The organism is Ideonella aquatica (assembly GCF_018069755.1).
Taxonomy (GTDB): domain Bacteria; phylum Pseudomonadota; class Gammaproteobacteria; order Burkholderiales; family Burkholderiaceae_C; genus Ideonella; species Ideonella aquatica.
The window spans coordinates 391,024-406,995 of sequence record NZ_JAGQDE010000003.1; the positions used below are offsets into that span (position 1 = coordinate 391,024).

General features: G+C 69.7%; 12 protein-coding genes and 1 tRNA gene. 7 read left to right on the forward strand and 6 right to left on the reverse strand.

The window, feature by feature from the left end:
- Positions 1-6: 6 nt before the first annotated feature.
- The gene (locus KAK06_RS06170; RefSeq protein WP_210801043.1) at positions 7-1,587 is read right to left on the reverse strand and encodes a sensor histidine kinase; all 1,581 of its coding nucleotides are present in this window, start codon (positions 1,585-1,587) and stop codon (positions 7-9) included.
- 200 nt (positions 1,588-1,787) lie between these two features.
- On the opposite strand from KAK06_RS06170, the gene KAK06_RS06175 reads away from it, so the two are divergent.
- The 5 genes from KAK06_RS06175 to KAK06_RS06195 all read left to right on the forward strand — a co-directional run bounded on the left by KAK06_RS06175 (position 1,788) and on the right by KAK06_RS06195 (position 9,165).
- Positions 1,788-2,147: an Hpt domain-containing protein gene (locus tag KAK06_RS06175; protein ID WP_210801044.1), complete on the forward strand. Its 360-nt coding sequence runs from the start codon at positions 1,788-1,790 to the stop codon at positions 2,145-2,147.
- Complete coding sequence (locus tag KAK06_RS06180; protein WP_310741051.1) at positions 2,144-4,363, forward strand: putative bifunctional diguanylate cyclase/phosphodiesterase; 2,220 nt, start codon at positions 2,144-2,146, stop codon at positions 4,361-4,363. Before KAK06_RS06175 ends, KAK06_RS06180 begins: the two co-directional genes overlap by 4 nt.
- A gap of 29 nt (positions 4,364-4,392) precedes the next feature.
- Positions 4,393-6,186, forward strand: a complete 1,794-nt coding sequence (locus tag KAK06_RS06185; RefSeq protein WP_210801045.1) for a GGDEF domain-containing protein — start codon at positions 4,393-4,395, stop codon at positions 6,184-6,186.
- Positions 6,187-6,291: 105 nt separating this feature from the next.
- The gene (locus tag KAK06_RS06190; protein WP_210801046.1) at positions 6,292-7,017 is read left to right on the forward strand and encodes a M48 family metalloprotease; all 726 of its coding nucleotides are present in this window, start codon (positions 6,292-6,294) and stop codon (positions 7,015-7,017) included.
- A gap of 231 nt (positions 7,018-7,248) precedes the next feature.
- The gene (locus tag KAK06_RS06195; protein ID WP_210801047.1) at positions 7,249-9,165 is read left to right on the forward strand and encodes a methyl-accepting chemotaxis protein; all 1,917 of its coding nucleotides are present in this window, start codon (positions 7,249-7,251) and stop codon (positions 9,163-9,165) included.
- A 10-nt stretch (positions 9,166-9,175) separates the two neighbouring features.
- On the opposite strand, the gene KAK06_RS06200 is transcribed toward KAK06_RS06195, so the two are convergent.
- From KAK06_RS06200 to KAK06_RS06215, 4 genes are all read right to left on the reverse strand, one after another.
- Positions 9,176-9,265 (reverse strand) — tRNA-Ser (locus tag KAK06_RS06200).
- 244 nt (positions 9,266-9,509) lie between these two features.
- Positions 9,510-10,088 carry a type II secretion system protein gene (locus KAK06_RS24510; protein WP_210801048.1) on the reverse strand — a complete coding sequence of 193 codons (579 nt, stop codon included), beginning with the start codon at positions 10,086-10,088 and terminating at the stop codon, positions 9,510-9,512.
- Positions 10,063-11,289, reverse strand: coding sequence for a GGDEF domain-containing protein (locus tag KAK06_RS24515; protein WP_210801049.1), 1,227 nt, complete (start codon positions 11,287-11,289; stop codon positions 10,063-10,065). Before KAK06_RS24515 ends, KAK06_RS24510 begins: the two co-directional genes overlap by 26 nt.
- 84 nt (positions 11,290-11,373) lie before the next feature.
- The gene (locus tag KAK06_RS06215; protein WP_210801050.1) at positions 11,374-12,195 is read right to left on the reverse strand and encodes a symmetrical bis(5'-nucleosyl)-tetraphosphatase; all 822 of its coding nucleotides are present in this window, start codon (positions 12,193-12,195) and stop codon (positions 11,374-11,376) included.
- Between the two features lie 72 nt (positions 12,196-12,267).
- Here KAK06_RS06215 and KAK06_RS06220 point away from each other — a divergent pair, with 72 nt between their 5' ends.
- Positions 12,268-13,578: a hemolysin family protein gene (locus KAK06_RS06220; protein WP_210801051.1), complete on the forward strand. Its 1,311-nt coding sequence runs from the start codon at positions 12,268-12,270 to the stop codon at positions 13,576-13,578.
- Entirely contained in the window at positions 13,575-14,333 is a 759-nt protein-coding gene (locus KAK06_RS06225) for a SapC family protein (RefSeq protein ID WP_210801052.1), read from the forward strand. Before KAK06_RS06220 ends, KAK06_RS06225 begins: the two co-directional genes overlap by 4 nt.
- A gap of 48 nt (positions 14,334-14,381) precedes the next feature.
- On the opposite strand, the gene KAK06_RS06230 is transcribed toward KAK06_RS06225, so the two are convergent.
- Positions 14,382-15,926 carry a methyl-accepting chemotaxis protein gene (locus KAK06_RS06230; protein WP_210801053.1) on the reverse strand — a complete coding sequence of 515 codons (1,545 nt, stop codon included), beginning with the start codon at positions 15,924-15,926 and terminating at the stop codon, positions 14,382-14,384.
- Between the last annotated feature and the right edge of the window lie 46 nt (positions 15,927-15,972).

Below are 15,972 nucleotides of genomic sequence, written 5' to 3' on the forward strand. Positions count from 1 at the left end.
CGCTGCTCAAGCCCCGAGGGTGAAGTAGAAGCGTGCGCCCCGGCCCACTTCCGACTCGGCCCAGATGTCCCCGCCATGGCGGCGCAGGATGCGCTTGACCGAGGCCAGACCCACGCCGGTGCCCTGAAAGTCCTTGGGGCTGTGCAGGCGCTGGAAGACGCCGAACAGGCGGTCGGCAAAGCGCATGTCGAAGCCGGCGCCGTGGTCGGCCACCACATAGACCGCCTGGCCATCGCGCGATTCGCGGCGGAACTCGATGTGGGTGGCCGGTGCCTGGCTGCTGTACTTCCAGGCATTGCCGATCAGGTTGTCCATCGCGATGCGCAGCAGGGTGGGGTCGCCGTCGACGACGATGCCCGACTCGATCTGTAGCTCGGTGACGCGCTCGGGATGCTCGCGCTTGAGGTCGTCGAGGATGTAGGTGACCAGCTGCGACAAATCGACCGGCCGACGCTGCAGCGGCTGCGACTGCAGGCGTGACAGCGCCAGCAGGGCGTCGATCATGGCGTTCATGCGGGCAGCGGCGGCCAGCACGCGGTCGAGGTGGTCGTTGCCGATGCGGTCGAGGAAGCGGCCGTAGTCCTCCTTCAGGATGCGCGCGAAGCCGTCCACCACGCGGATTGGTGCCCGCAGGTCGTGCGAGACCGAGTAGGTGAAGGACTCGTGTTCGGCGGCGCTGACCGTGGCTTCGCGGGGCCGCGCCGCGCCGCGCAGCAGCATCACCTGGCCGTGCTCGAAGCCGTGCACGTCCAGCGTCCAGTCGCCGGCGGCGCAGGACTCGCCGGCATCCAGCTGTGCAGCGGCATCGGCCAGCGGGGCGGGCAGCGCCTGGCGCACGCTGGGCCAATCGCGGCCGCGGGCGGCAGCCGGCTCCAGCTGCAGCAGCTTGGCAGCCTCGTCGCTGAGTGCCTCGACCGCCCAGCCCTGGGTGCCTTCGCGCAGCACCAGAGCGGCCACACCCAGGCCGGGCAGCAGGTGGGCCAGCGCGGCTTGGTCAAAGGCCCGCTGTTCCAGCTGCGACAGCGGCCGAGCGCAACCCAGGTAACCGGCAAAGCAGCCGTCGGCGCCATAGCGCGGCACGGCACGCAGTGACCAGGGCTCGGCATGCTCGCCATCCTGGCGCATGACGCGCACGTCCAGCAGGGCGGCGTGGCTGTCCAGACGCGCCTCCAGCGCGCCGGCATGCTCCAGCCGGAAGCGCTGGCCCAGCGTCTGGCCGGCCGGCAGGGTTTCAGCCCAGTCGGCCGAGGGCGCTTCGGGTGGCGGGCGCCACAGCGTCAGATGGTGGCTGGGGTCGGTTTCCCAGTACCAGGCGTCGATCAACTGTTCGGTGCGCTGCAGCGCCTGGCGTTGTTCGCTCAGTTGACGCTCGGCATGCTGGCGGCCCCACAGCAGGCCAGCCAGGCCGCAGGCGGCGCCAAAGGCCAGCATCGGCAGCCAGGCCCAGGGTCCGGCGGGGTCGCCCAGGTGCGCCTCCACGCCACCCCAGGGGGACCAGGGCCACAGCAGGCCCGCCAGCACCAGGGTCGCAGCCACCCAGGCCAGCGTCCTGCCGGGTGCTGGGGTGGGGCGCGGCGGCGGACTCATGCGACCGATTGTAAAGAGCCCGCGCGACACGCTGACAGTCACCCAGCAGGCCCGGTCCTGGGTAAAGCGAGCTTCCGGCCGCCCATTTCCAGGTTGACCCGGGGCCGGCCTGGACGCATGCTTGCCATGTATATTGCCCGCTGATGTCGACCTCCTTGCCACCCCTGTCTGCAGTCCTTGATGCCGGTGGAGCACCACCTTTGCGCACCGAGGCCTTGGCCGTGCTGCGGTCGCTTGACCCGGCGGGTGGCTCGATGTTCGTGCTGCGCGTGCTCAAGACCTACCTGGGCTCACTGGACCGCTACCTGCCCGAGATCCTCGCTGCCCGCGGCCGCGGAGACGCCGCCGCGCTGCGCATGGTGGTGCATTCGCTGAAGTCCTCGTCGCTGCAGATTGGCGCCGAGCCTTTCGGTCAGCTGTGCGCCGAGATCGAGCGCGAGCTGGTTGCCCTGGGCCTGGACAGCCCCGGCATGGACCAGCGCCTGGCCACCTTGGCGGTTGACGCCCAGGGCGTGCGACGCCGTGTCGAGTGGACGCTGGCCGAGGAGGCTGCGCGGTGAGCCAGCGCCACCAGATTCCCGGCATCCACCCGCCCGACCGGCCGCGGGTGCTGCTGGTCGACGACGACGAGGTCAACCTGATGCTGACGCGCGCCGCGCTGTCGACCGAGTTCGACATCGTCGAGGCCACCAACGGCAATGACGCGCTGCGCATGGTCAGCGGCTGGGTGCCCGATCTGGTCGTGCTCGACGCGATCATGCCGGGCCTGGACGGCTTTGACACCTGCCGCGAGATGCGCAGCTACTACGGCTTCGAGCATGTGCCGGTGCTGATGCTGACCGGCCTCGAGGACGACGCCTCGGTGCAGCGCGCCTTCCAGGCCGGCGCCACCGATTTCTTCGTCAAGTCCAACCAGTGGAGCCTGCTGACCCAGCGGCTGCACTACATGCTGCGCACCGCACGCACCAACCGCGAGCTGGAGCGCAGCAAGTCCAACCTGGCTCGCGCCCAGGATCTGGCGCGCATGGGCAGCTTCGATTGGTGGTACAGCCCCGACCTGCCGCTGGGCAGCGGGCTGGAGCTGTCCGAGCAGGCGCTGCGCGTGTTCGGCTACGGCCCCGAAGAGCATCTGTCGCTGCGCGAGATCCTGCACATGCTGGACACCGCCGACCGCGTGGCGCTGTTCCGCCAGCTGCGCCTGGTGCTGCGCAACGTGAATGTCATCGCCAACGACATCCCGATGCACCTGCCCGACGGGCGCGACCGGGTGATCCACGTCGAGGCCGAGCCCGAGTTCGGCGACCTGGGCCAGTGCATCGGCTACCGCGGCATCGTCCAGGACGTGACCGACCGGCGCCACGCCGAGGACAGCATCCGCCGCCTGGCCAGCACCGACGCACTGACCACGCTGCCCAACCGGCGCCAGCTGATGATCCGTGCCGAGCGCGCGCTGGAGGTGGCCCGCAAGAGTGGTCATCTGGTGGCGATGCTGATGATCGACCTGGACCGGTTCAAGAACATCAATGACACGCTGGGCCATTTCGCTGGCGATGAGCTGCTGATCGAGGTCTCGGCCCGGCTGCGCGCCTGCGTGCGCCACTGCGACCAGTTCAACGACCTGATGGTGGTCGAGACGGTGGGCAACCGCTCGCACCGCCAGCTTGAAGGCGTGGCCCGGCTGGGTGGCGACGAATTCGTCGCCCTGCTGCCCGAGGTGCACGACGTGTCCGACGCCGAGCGGGTGGGCCGACGCATTCTCGATGCGCTGCGCGAGCCGCTCTATGTCTCGGGCCAGGAGTGCTTCGCCACCGCCAGCATCGGCATTGCGGTCTACCCGCGCGACGGCGAGAACGTCACCGACCTGATGCGCAACGCCGACGTGGCGATGTACGCCGCCAAGACCGCTGGCCGCAACAACGCCGTCACCTACAGCTCCAGCCTGGCCGGCCGCGGCCCCGAGATGCTGGAGCTGGAAACCGCCCTGCACAAGGCGATCGAGCGCGACGAGCTGCGGCTGTTCTACCAGCCCAAGATCGACGTCGCCAAGGGCTGCGTGGTGGGCGTCGAGGCGCTGATGCGCTGGCAGCGGCCCGATCGCCTGGTCTCGCCGGCCGACTTCATCCCGCTGGCCGAGGAAACCGGCCTGATCGTGCCGATGACCGAATGGGCGCTGCGCGAAGCCACCCGCCAGGTGCGCGCCTGGCAGGACGAGTTCGGCTACCAGGGGGGCGTGGCGGTGAACATGCCCAGCCGCATGTTCCACCGCAGCGACCTGCTGGAACTCGTGACCAGCTCGGTCGGGGTGCATGGGCTGCGACCCGACCGCCTGCTCCTCGAGCTGACGGAAGGCACCCTGATGACCAACATTGACGCCATCCTGCCAACACTGCGGGAGCTCAACGAACTGGGTGTTCGGATCTCGGTCGATGACTTCGGCACCGGCTACTCGTCGCTGGCCTACCTGACCACACTGCCCATCTCCGAACTCAAGATCGACCGTTCCTTCGTGCAGAACCTGGGCGTCACGCACAAGGGCAAGGCGGTGATCACCACCATCGTGGCGCTGGCACGCGCCTTGGGCCTGAGCGTGATCGCCGAAGGCGTCGAAAGCCAGGCGCAGGCCAACATCCTGCACCGCCAGGGCTGCACGACGATGCAGGGCTACCTGTTCAGCCGACCGGTCGACGGCGCGGCCCTGGGCCCCTTGCGTGACTTCCAGCTCGCGCCGATGGCCGAGGTGCCCGAGGACGACGAAGGCCAGACGGTCTCGGCCTGAGCGGTCGCGTCCGTCCTGACGACCCACCGATGGCCGCTGCCGAGCCCCTGACCCCAGCCCAGATCGCCAAGGCTGCGCTGCGCCGCCTGGCCCTGGCCAAGCTGGAGCCCACACCCGAGAACTACGCCAAGGCCTGGGCCGAGGAGTCCGGCGAGGCCACCGGCACGCTGCCGCCGCGCGCCCGCAGCCTGATGGAACGCCTGGCCGCCCGCGCCTGTGACGATGCGGCGGCACGCAGCGAGCTGGGCCGCGCGCTGGGCCGCTCGCAGTGGGATGAGGCGGCGCGCCTGCTCGACCGCCAGGGCGACGGTGCCTTGGCCCAGGCGCGTGCCTGGGCGCAACTGGTCGAGCGACTGGCGCGCGGCCTGGAACGTGGCGGCCGCCACTGGACCCTCGCGCGCAAGAAGGACAGCCTGCAGCGCGTGCTGGACTCCTCCAGCAGCGACAGCGCCCGCCTGCTGCACCGCCTGAGCCAACTGGTGGGTGCCTGGGACGGCGACGAGCCCCTGCCCGCCGAGGCCGGCGACGAGAGCCCTGCCACCGAGCGGCCGCCGGCCGATGAGCCGCCTGCGGCCGACAGCGCTTCCGGCCCCGCAGGCCACCCCGGCCCCGCCCAGCTGACGCCCGAGCCTGACCACTGGCCGCGCCTGGTCGAGCCTTTGCATGGCGCGCTGCTGGTGGCCCTGCCCGACGATTCACCGCGGGCCCGCGCGCTGGCCGACGAACTGGCCGCCCTGGCCGACCGCATCGCCGCCGAAGGCGCCAGCCCGGCACTGGCTGCCGAGATCGGCGAGGCCTGCGCGCGCGCCCGCCGCCTGCTGGCCCACCGCCACCACCTGCTGGATCAGGTGCACCGGCTCAGCCGCGAGCTGGCCGGCGGCCTGGCCGAACTGGCCGAGGACGACAGCTGGGTCCAAGGCCAGTTGCAGCACCTGCAGCTGACCCTGGACGAGGCCCCCAGCGCCCGCGCGGTGCAGGCGGCCAGCGGCCTGCTGGCGCTCACCCGCGAGCGCCAGCGCAGCCTGCGTGGCGAGCGCGACCAGGCCCGCCAGGCGCTCAAGGACCTGATCCAGCGCATGCTGTCCGAGCTGGGTGAACTCGACGAGCACACCGGCCGTTTCCAGGACGGCATGCTGCGCTACGCCCAGACGATTGAGCAGGCCGATTCGCTGGAGAGCCTGGCTGGCGTGGTGCGCGAGATGGTCGACGAAAGCCGCAGCGTCCATGCGCTGGTCAGCAGCACGCGTGGCCGGCTGCACGATGAGCACGCGCGCGCCAGCCTGCTGGAGTCCAAGGTGCGCGAGCTGGAACAGGAGCTGCGCCGCCTGTCCGACGAGGTGGCCACCGACCAGCTCACCCAGGTGGCCAACCGCCGTGGTCTGGTGGCGCAGTTCGAGCAGGAGCAGTCGCGCCAGCAGCGCGACGGCGGCGAGCTGGCGGTCGGCCTGCTCGACATCGACAACTTCAAGCGCCTCAACGACAGCCTGGGGCACGCCGCCGGCGACCAGGCCCTGGTGGCGCTGGCGCAGCATGTGCGATCCTCTTTGCGTCCGGTGGACGGCGTGGCGCGCTTCGGTGGCGAGGAATTCGTCGTGCTGCTGCCCGGCACCGCGGTGGATGAGGCCTGCCGCGTGCTGACCCGCCTGCAGCGCGAGCTCAGCGCCAGCCTGTTCATGCATGACGGCCAGGAGGTGTTTGTCACCTTTTCGGCCGGCGTCACCGCCTACCGGCCCGGCGAGGCGCTGGAGGCCGCGCTGGAGCGCGCCGACGAGGCCCTCTACGAGGCCAAGCGCACCGGCAAGAACCGCACCTGCATCGCCTGAGGGCGGCGGGCCGCCCCAAGGGTTGGCACACTTGATGCGAACAGGGTCTTGGCCCAGCGGTCAAGATGCCGGGTCCGCTGCCGACTGCTTCCCAGGAGGTTCCCCATGCCCCGTCCGTTCCTGCCCGTCCTGCTGGCCGCGGTGCTTGGCCTGACCACAGCCTGGGCCCAGGCCGAGGAGACGATCGAGCAGGTGCTGTTGCGCTCGCAGGCCCAGCGCCTGGCTGACCGTGGCCCCGCGCTGAACCCATCCCCCGAGTCGGTGCAGAACCTGCGCACCAGTTTTGAGCGGCTGAAGGCCTTGGCCCCCGAACTGGCCGATGTGGAGCTGCAGTTGGTGGGGGGCGACCTGTACGCCGAGAGCCTGTTTGGCCGCCGCGTGGTGGCGGCCAGCACCGCCGTAGGCGAACTGCCTGAGCGCGAGCGCCTGCTGATGCTGGCCCACGAACTGGGCCACCAGGCGCTGGGTCACTGGGAAGCGTTGGCCGGCCTGTACCACCAGCATGTGCCGGCGGCCGTGCGGCGCGAGTTGACCGACCCGGTGGCCGGCGTGCTGGGACACGAGGGCAGCGCACTCAGCTGGCGCCATGAATTCGAGGCCGACGCCTGGGGCTACCGCCTGGCGCGGCCCCTGGAGCTGGGGGTCGAGGACGCCGTGGGCCTGCTGCTGCGCCAGGGTGTGCTGGGCGATTCACCTACGCATCCGGGCACGCGGCGGCGCCTGCTGCAGCTGCGCATGCTCGAGAACGAGATCGCCGGTCTGCCGGTGCCCGAGCAGTTCCGGCTGATGCAGGTCAGCTGGCGTGGGGACGGCGCCGCGTCGGGGCGCTGAGACCCACCCGGTCCGGCCCGGTTCAGCCGACCCTGAAGAACGGCACCGCCCACGCCAGGCGGCTTGGCCGTTACCGTTGACTGGCCGGAAATGCAGGCCTTTTGACCGTTCAGTCCCCCGACTCCGCCGGGAGCCTGCCCAGCAAGATGCGTCCCGGAGCTGTTCAAGCTCTCGCAATCACCACCCACGTGCCGCCGTCCGCATCGGCAGGCCGCCACCTCCGGTACGCCCATGAACTCTTCCGTTCAGTCCCCCACAGGCCTCGCCGATTTCTTCAAGTACCACGGTGTCTGGGCGCCGGGGGTGCGCCTGTTCCGCCGCCTGGGTTTTCGCGCCAAGGCGCTGGTGATCTCCAGCGCGTTTGTCGTGCCGATCATCGTGCTGGCTTACAACTACTTTGGCGACAAGGCAGCGAGCATCGCCTTCTCGGCCAAGGAGCAGATCGGTCTGGAGTACGCCCGCAGCACCCTGGCCTTGGTGGACGCCCTGCAGCAGCGCCAGACCGGCGAGGCACAGGCCACCGATGACAGCGACCGCGCGCTCTCGGCCCTGCAGGCGAAGGAGCGGGACCATTCGGCGGCACTGGGGACGGGTGCGGCGTTCGACAGCCTCGCCAGTGCGGTGCGCAGCATCCGCCCCGGGGATCCGACCGCTGTGGAGGGTGCCGTGTCGGCCGCCATCGCGCTGATCGGTCAGGCCACCGACGGGTCCAACCTGACCCTGGATCCTGACATCGACACCTACTACCTGATGAACGTGTCGATGTTCCGCGCCGCGCCGATGAGTGACAGCATCGTGCAACTGATGGCCGTGCTGGCCCGACCGATGCCGCCGGACGGCCGCAGCCCGGCTGAGCAACGCCTGCTGATCGAACGGCTGGCCGATCTGCGCAGCCAAGCGGCCGGTGTGCGCGCCGACCTGGCCAAGGCGCGCGCCTACAACCCGCAACTCAGCCTGGGCGACGACGGCGCCGGCCTGCTGGCCAGTGTTGAGCAGATCGCCCGCATCGTGGACGGGCAGATCGGGCCGCAGGCCAGCGCCAGTGGCGCCGGTGATTTCCGGGCGGCCGCAGGCGCCGCACTCAGTGCCAGCCGCGAACTGCGCCAGCGCGCGGTGGACGAGCTCGGGCGGCTGCTGGCGGTGCGCGTCCTTGCCAGCGAGCGGGCCCGCAATGCCACCGCCGCTCTGATGGGCGTGTCGCTGCTGATGGTGGTGTACCTGTTCACGGCGTTTCGCAAGGTGCTGGACGGCGGCTTGCGCGAGGTGGCCTTCCACATCAACGCGATGCGCGACGGCGACCTGACCACCCGCCCCAATCCCTGGGGCGCCGACGAGGCTGCCCAACTGATGAACACGCTGCTGCAGATGCAGTCCAGCCTGCGCGAGATCGTCTCGCAGGTGCGGTCGGCCGCGGACAGCATCGTCGAGGCCAGCGCCGAGATCTCCTCCGGCTCGCAGGACCTGTCGGCACGGACCGAGCGGTCGGCGGCCAGCCTGCAGGAGTCGGCCTCGGCCATGGAGCAGATCGCAGCCACCGTGCAACACACCGCGTTGACCGCGCGCGAGGCCTCGGCCCTGGCTGAGCGCAACGCCCATTCCGCCCAGAAGGGCTATCAGGTGGTGGGCTCGATGATCGACACCATGGACCAGATCCAGCAATCCTCGGCCCGCATCAGCGACATCATCGGATCGATCGATGGCATCGCCTTCCAGACCAGCATCCTAGCCCTCAATGCCGCCGTCGAGGCCAACCGGGCCGGCGAGGCCGGCCGCGGTTTCGCCGTGGTGGCCACCGAGGTGCGCCGCCTGGCCCAGCGCGCCGCTGAAGCAGCGCGCGAGGTCAAGCTGCTCGTCATCGACAGCAGCGAGCAGGTCAGCAAGGGCTCGGAGAAGGTCACACAGTCCGGCCAGGCCATCGAGCAGATCATGCAGGAGTCCCGGCGCATCAATGAGCTGCTGGGCCAGATCGCTCGCGGCGCTGGCGAGCAGGCCAGTGGCGTGCGCCAGACCACCACCGCGGTCCAGGACATGGACTCGGCCACCCAGCAAAACGCGGCGCTGGTGGAGCAGACCGCAGCGGCCGCCTCTTCGTTGGCCGATCAGGCGCGGCGCATGGCCCAGCGGGTGCAGCAGTTCAAGCTGGCCTGAACGGCCAGGCTGGCGGAGACGGTGAGATTCGAACTCACGGAGGGATTCCTCCCTCGGCGGTTTTCAAGACCGCTGCCTTAAGCCACTCGGCCACGTCTCCCAGGGCACCGCATTATCAGCGCGTCGGCGGTTTTGCCTGCGTTCACGTCGCTGGGCGACATGAACTTCGGCGCTGGGACCGCTGGCGCGGCCCCAGAGCAAGACCGCTGCCTTAAGCCACTCGGCCACGTCTCCCAGGGCACCGCATTATCAGCGCGTCGGCGGTTTTGCCTGCGTTCACGTCTACCAGACGACATCATTATCCATGCACAACGGTGGGCACTGTGGCGGACCGGCGCCTGCTGTCAGCAGCCCGAGTCATCGATCAAGATGGTCAGGCTGTCACTCGCGCTGTCGAGCTGGTAGGTGACTTTGCAATGAGCCGGCGTGGGTGCGGACGTCAGCTGATAAACACCGGCCCAGGTGCCGGGCTGGTGCGGCATGCGGTCGTAGTCCGCTGGGCGAGTGATCAGGTTGTCGACGGAGCCGTTCCAGTCGTCGACCCAGATCCTTCCCATCGGCGTCGGCCAGCCTCGGTGTGTCCAGATCGTCACCCCCTGCTCGGTGTAGTGCGGCAGGTTCCACGCCGGTTGGGCCAGGCTGCAGGTGGGCGACATGGCGCAACGGGCGCGGCCCTGCTGTGCGGCTGATTGAAGGGTCGCGACCAATCCCTCCAGGGATGCGCGCCGAGCGTCCCTGGCCAGGTTCAGGAAGCGGGGCAGGGCCGTGGCGGCCAACAGGCCCAGGATGACGACAACCGTGATCAGCTCGATCGCAGTGAACCCCCGACTGGCAGCCTGTGACAGAACACGCCGACGGGTCCAGCCAGCCGACAGCCGTGTGGTGGCTTGCCGTGCATCAGGCGGATGCGCTGTGAAGCCCATTGTTGTCCAGCGCACTGCTGACCCTGTCGCGGCCCTGCGCCTTGGCCACATACAGGGCGGCGTCGGCCAGAGCGATGGTCTGCTCCAGGTCCAGGCTGCCGGCCGCGCGCGCGGGCAGGCCTTCGGCCACGCCGGCGGAGACGGTGCAACTCAGTGACAGGCCATTGGGCAGGCGCACCGCGCTCTGGCGCACCGACTCCACCAGGCGCTGGCCGAAGCGGTGAGCGGCGCCCAGGTCAGCGCCGTCGAGCAGAACGATGAATTCCTCGCCGCCATAGCGGCCGACCAGGTCGCCCACGCGCGCGTTGGTGCTGACCTCACGGGCCAGGTGCACGATGGCCTGGTCGCCAGCGGCGTGGCCATGGCCGTCGTTGATGCGCTTGAAGTGGTCGACGTCGATCATCGCGACTGCATAGCGCAGGTCGGGCTGGGCGGCCAGGCGCTGGCGGGCCTCGTCGTAGAAGGCGGTGCGGGTGAGCACGCCGGTCAGGCCGTCGCGGCGGGCGCGCTCGGAGATCGCGCGGCGGCTGAGTTCGTGCACGGTGGACATGAAGCTCACCGACGCGGCCACCAGGAACAGGCCACCCAGCAGCAGCGAAATCGTGTGCGCGGGCGCAGTGGCGTGGATGTCGAAGCTCATGCCCTGCACGGCCCGCCAGGCGCTGCTGCCGGCCCGCCAGGCCACGGCCGCGGCCGCAAAGGCAGCGGCCAGCCCGACGAAGCGCGAGGAGGCCAGCGTGCGGGCCTGCGGGTCCGTCCACATCAGGTGGGCGATGGCGGCTGCAAGGGTGGCGATGGCGCTGGACACCACCACCGCGCCCAGCCAGCCCAGGTGCGGGTCGATCAGCGCAGGCAGCACGCTCAGCGCGGCCAGGCCCACGGCCCAGCGGCTCAGGCGCCGCCGTGGCGTCGCGCCCAGCAGGCGGGCCTGGGCATGCAGAAACAGCGCCGGGACGGCCGTGACGGCCACGTTGGCGCCGACAAAGGACAGGCCAAAAGGAATGTGGCCGCGCAGGAAGTACAGCAGAAAGGCCACACCGGCGGCACTGTTGGCCAGTGTCCACAGGCGCAGCCCTCTGGCCTGCTCGGGCATCGAGCGGGCCACGCTGGCGGTGAAGGCCGCCATCACGAAGCTCACCATCGCCGTGGCAAACAGCAGCGTGCGTGTGTCGAGCGGGGGGCCGGGCAGGTCAGGAAACACGGGCGAAGGCGTTGGCACCGCCGGAGGCAGTTCGATCGGATATCGGCCATTGCCGTACCAACTTGAGGTCGCGCCGGGCCGCCCTCAGCCGGGTGCCTGGGCCTGGTGGCAGCGCACCTGCACCACCTCGCGCCGGCCGCCATCTACCCGTGCCGCGCTCAGCGCGCCGCCCCAGATGCAGCCGGTGTCCAGCGCCAGCAGGTCGGGGCGGTTGATCAGGCCCAGCGTCGACCAGTGGCCGAAGGCGATCGGCTCGCCCGCGCTGGCGCGGTCAGCGTGGCTGAACCACGGGGCGAAGCCTGCTGGCGCTTGCTCGGCACTGTCCTTGGTGTCGAACTCCAGCAGGCCGTCAGCGCTGCAAAAGCGGATGCGCGTGAGCACGTTGACGATGAAGCGCCAGCGGTCGAAGCCGCCCAGCGTGTCGTCCCAGCGCGGTGGCTCGTTGCCGTACATCACCTGCAGGAAGTCAGGGAACTGCGGGCCACGGATCATGGCCTCCACTTCGCGCGCCAGGGCCAGTGTGCGGTCGCGGTTCCACTGCGGCAGCACGCCGGCATGCACGCACAGCCAGCCGCAGGCGCTGTCGGCCAGGCGGCACTGGCGCAGCCAGTCCAGCCAGGCGTCGCGCTCGTCATTGGCCAGCAGGGCGCCCAGCGTGTCCTTGCGGTGCGGCCGGCGCACACCTGCGGCCACCGCCAGCAGGTGCAGGTCGTGGTTGCCCAGCAGGCAGGTGGCGCTGGCGCCTAAGCCGCGCAGGCGGCGCAGCACGCCCAGCGAGTCGGGGCCGCGGTTGACCAGGTCACCCAGCACGTGCAGGTGGTCGCGCGAGGGGCTGAAGCCGATCTCGGCCAACAACTGCTCGAAGGCGTCGTGGCAGCCCTGCAGGTCGCCGATCAGGTAGTGCATGGCGCGGATTCTGCTACGCTCGCGGGTCCTTTTTCTTTCAGCGGCGGCGCCTCGGGCGGTACGCCGCGTTCCATGGACGTTGCACTTCTTGTCCTGCTGATCCTGATCAACGGCGTGTTCGCGATGTCGGAGATGGCCTTGTCGGCCAGCCGCAAGGCGCGCCTGCAGGTGATGCTGGAGTCGGGCGAGAGCGGCGCGCAGGCGGCGATCACGCTGCACGACAACCCCACGCGCTTCCTGTCCACGGTGCAGATCGGCATCACCTCGATCGGCGTGCTCAACGGCATCGTCGGCGAGGCGGCCTTCTCCGGACCGCTGGCCGAGTGGCTGCGTGCCACCTTCAGCCTGGGCGACAAGCCGTCGGCCGTCACTGCCACGGCGCTGGTGGTGGTGATCATCACCATCCTGAGCATCATCTTTGGCGAGCTGGTGCCCAAGCGCCTGGGTCAGATGTACCCCGAGACCGTGGCCCGCCTGGTGGCACCGGCCATGCAGTGGCTGTCCTCAGCCACCCGGCCGCTGGTGGCGCTGCTGTCAGTCACCACCGAGGCGGTGCTGCGCCTGATCGGCATCCGCGGCGGCCCCAGCCGCAGCGTCACCGAGGAAGAGATTGCGGCGCAGCTGGAAGAGGGCCTGGACGCCGGCGTGATCGAGGCCCAGGAGCACCAGATGGTGCGCAACGTGTTCCGCCTGGACGACCGGCAGATCGGCTCGATGATGATCCCGCGCGCCGAGATCGACTGGATCGACGCCGACGCCCCGGTGAGCGATGTGCTGCGCATCGTCACCGAGGCCGAGCACTCGCGCTACCCTGTGTGCCGCGGCGGCCTGGACGACGTGATCGGTGTGGTGGCCGCACACAGTCTGCTGCGTCCGCTGGCCGAGGGCCGCCTGGGTGCCTTGAGCGACCACCTGGCGCCGCCGGTCTTCGTGCCCGAAACCCTGTCGGGCATGGAGTTGCTTGAGCACTTCAAGACCAGTGGTGCCGAGCTGGTGTTCGTGGTGGACGAGTACGGTGCGGTGCAGGGTGTGATCACCGTGCGCGATGTGCTGGAGGCCATCACCGGCGAGTTCGGCACGTCCACAGATGAAGACGCCTGGGCGGTCCAGCGTGAGGACGGCAGCTGGCTGGTTGACGGCCTGATTCCGGTGCCCGAGCTGAAGGACCGCCTGGCCATCAAGGAATTGCCCGAGGAAGACCGCGGGCGCTACAACACCCTGGCTGGCATGGTCATGCTGCTGCTCGGGCGCCTGCCCCGCACCGCCGACGTCGTCGAGTGGAGCGGCTGGCGCTTCGAGGTGGTCGACCTCGACGGCAAGCGGGTGGACAAGGTGCTGGCCAGCCGCCTGCACGACCCTGAGGACGAGAGACAAGAGCCATGATCAATTCCGACCTGCACAAGCAACCCCAGTTGCTGGACCGCAACCTGCATCGCCAGCTGCGCCTGCGCAACGACCTCAACAACCTGGTGGTCGCCAAGCAGCTGAACTCGATGTTTCTGACCGTGGCCGAGTTCGGCGATGCCTGCAAGGAGTACCCGATCCTGTTCCTGCGCGCGGGCGAACTGGACGGCAAGCAGCAGGTCGCCGCGGTGGCGGTGATGGGCCTGAGCCCGGGCGAGAACCTGATGATGGAAACCACCCACGACGGCAGCGAACGCTGGACCGCGCGCTACGTGCCGGCGGTGCTGCGCGCCTACCCGTTCACGATGGCCCGCACCCAGCCTGACCAGTGGGCGGTGGCCATGGACCGCAGCTGGAAGGGCTTTTCCGAGACCGAGGGCGAGCGCCTGTTCGACGACCAGGGCGAGCCCACGCCCTACATGAACACCGTGCGCGAATTCGTCGAGCGCGTCGAGGGCGAGATCGAGCGCACCCGCCAGGCCGGCGAGCGCCTGCTGGAGCTGGGCCTGCTGCAGGAAAAGCGCTTTGACGCCACGCTGCCCAACGGCCAGCCGCTGGTGGTGGATGGCTTCCTCGCTGTTGACGAGGAGAAGATGGCCGCGCTGGGCGACGCCGAGGTGCTGGAGCTGCACCGAGGTGGCCTGGCGGCCGTGCTGATGACGCACCAGGTCTCGCTGGGCAACATGCGCGCGCTGATCGAGCGCCGGCTGGCCAAGGGCACGCAGAGCGCCTGAGCCCGCCGCGACTGAGGGGCACGCTGGCCGGCGCGGGCCCCGGCGTCATCAGAGCTTGAAGACCGAGACCGCCTGCACCAGCTGACCGGCCTGGGTTCTCAGGCTCTCGGCTGCGGCGGCACTTTCTTCGACCAGGGCAGCGTTTTGCTGGGTGGCCTGGTCCATCTGGCCGACGGCATCACTGACCTGCTGAATGCCGGTGCTCTGTTCCACCGAGGCCGAGCTGATCTCGCTGACGATGTCGCTGACCCGCTGGATGGAGCCGACGATCTGCTCCATCGTCTCGCCCGCCTGGCCGACCAGCGTCGTGCCCTGTTCCACCTGCTCGACGTTGCGCGTGATCAGGGCCTTGATTTCCTTGGCGGCCTCGGCGCTGCGCTGAGCCAGGTTGCGCACCTCGCCGGCCACCACCGCGAAGCCGCGGCCCTGCTCGCCCGCGCGCGCCGCCTCGACGGCGGCGTTCAGCGCCAGGATGTTGGTCTGGAAAGCAATGCCGTCAATGACACCGATGATGTCGCCGATCTTGCGGCTGGAGTCGCTGATGTTCTGCATCGTCGTGACCACCTCGCCAACGACGGTGCCACCCTGTTGCGCAACGCCTGCGGCGGCGCGCGCCAGCTGATTGGCCTGCTGGGCGCTGTCGGCGTTCTGCCGGACCGTGCTGCCCAGTTCTTCCATCGACGAAGCGGTCTGTTGCAGCGCGCTGGCCTGTTGTTCGGTGCGGCCGGAGAGGTCCTGGTTGCCCTGGGCGATCTGGCTGCTGGCGGTGGCCACGCTGTCGCTGCCGGCACGCACCTGGGAGACGATCGTCGCCAGGCTGTCGCGCATCGCCGCCATCGAGGCCAGCACGCTGTTGGCCGGCGCCTGCGCCGCACCGGCGATCGGGCCCAGGTCACCCTGGGCGATCTTGCGCGCAGCGTTGCCCAGCTCGTCGGGTTCGGCGCCCAGTGCGCGCATCAGCTTGCGCGGGATGTACAGACCCAGGCCAATGGCCGTGGCCACGGCGAGCAGGAGGGCGGCCAGCAGGATGGCGCGGGCGGTGGCGTAGCTGTCCCGGGCCTGTTCGGTGTCCTGATCACCGCGCTGTGCGCCATAGGCCAGGTAGTCGTCACCCGCGGCGATCAGGGCCGCCAGCAGGGGTTGGCATTCCGCGTTCATCTTGGCGATGGCGGCATCGCGCTCGCCATTTGTGGCCTTGGCCACGATGTCCAGCGCCACCGGGCCGTACTTGGCTTCGATGGTCACGATGGCGTCGACCAGTTGCTTGACCTTCGGGTCAGCGGCCTGGGCGGCGCGCTTGTGCAGCTCGGCCAATTGGGTCTGGACCTCGCTGTGCGCCTTGGCCACAGCGGCTTTTTCGGCCGCCAGGCGCTGCGGGTCCGTGGTGATCAACAGGTTCCGGGCCGCCAGCGCGCGAGCGTTGGTGGCCTCCAGCACCTTGTTGGCCATGGCCATGCGTTGGGCCGGCCCGTGGACATAGCGGTCGAAGGCGTCGTTCGAGCTGGCGGCGGTGTTCAACCCCAGCAGGGCCGTGATCAGCACCAGGACTGCGAGCGCACCGAACGAGAGAAGCAGCAGCGTGCGGGTTTTCATGCGCGGTTGTCCTTCGAGAGTCGGGATGGGGTCAAGACCTCCTCAG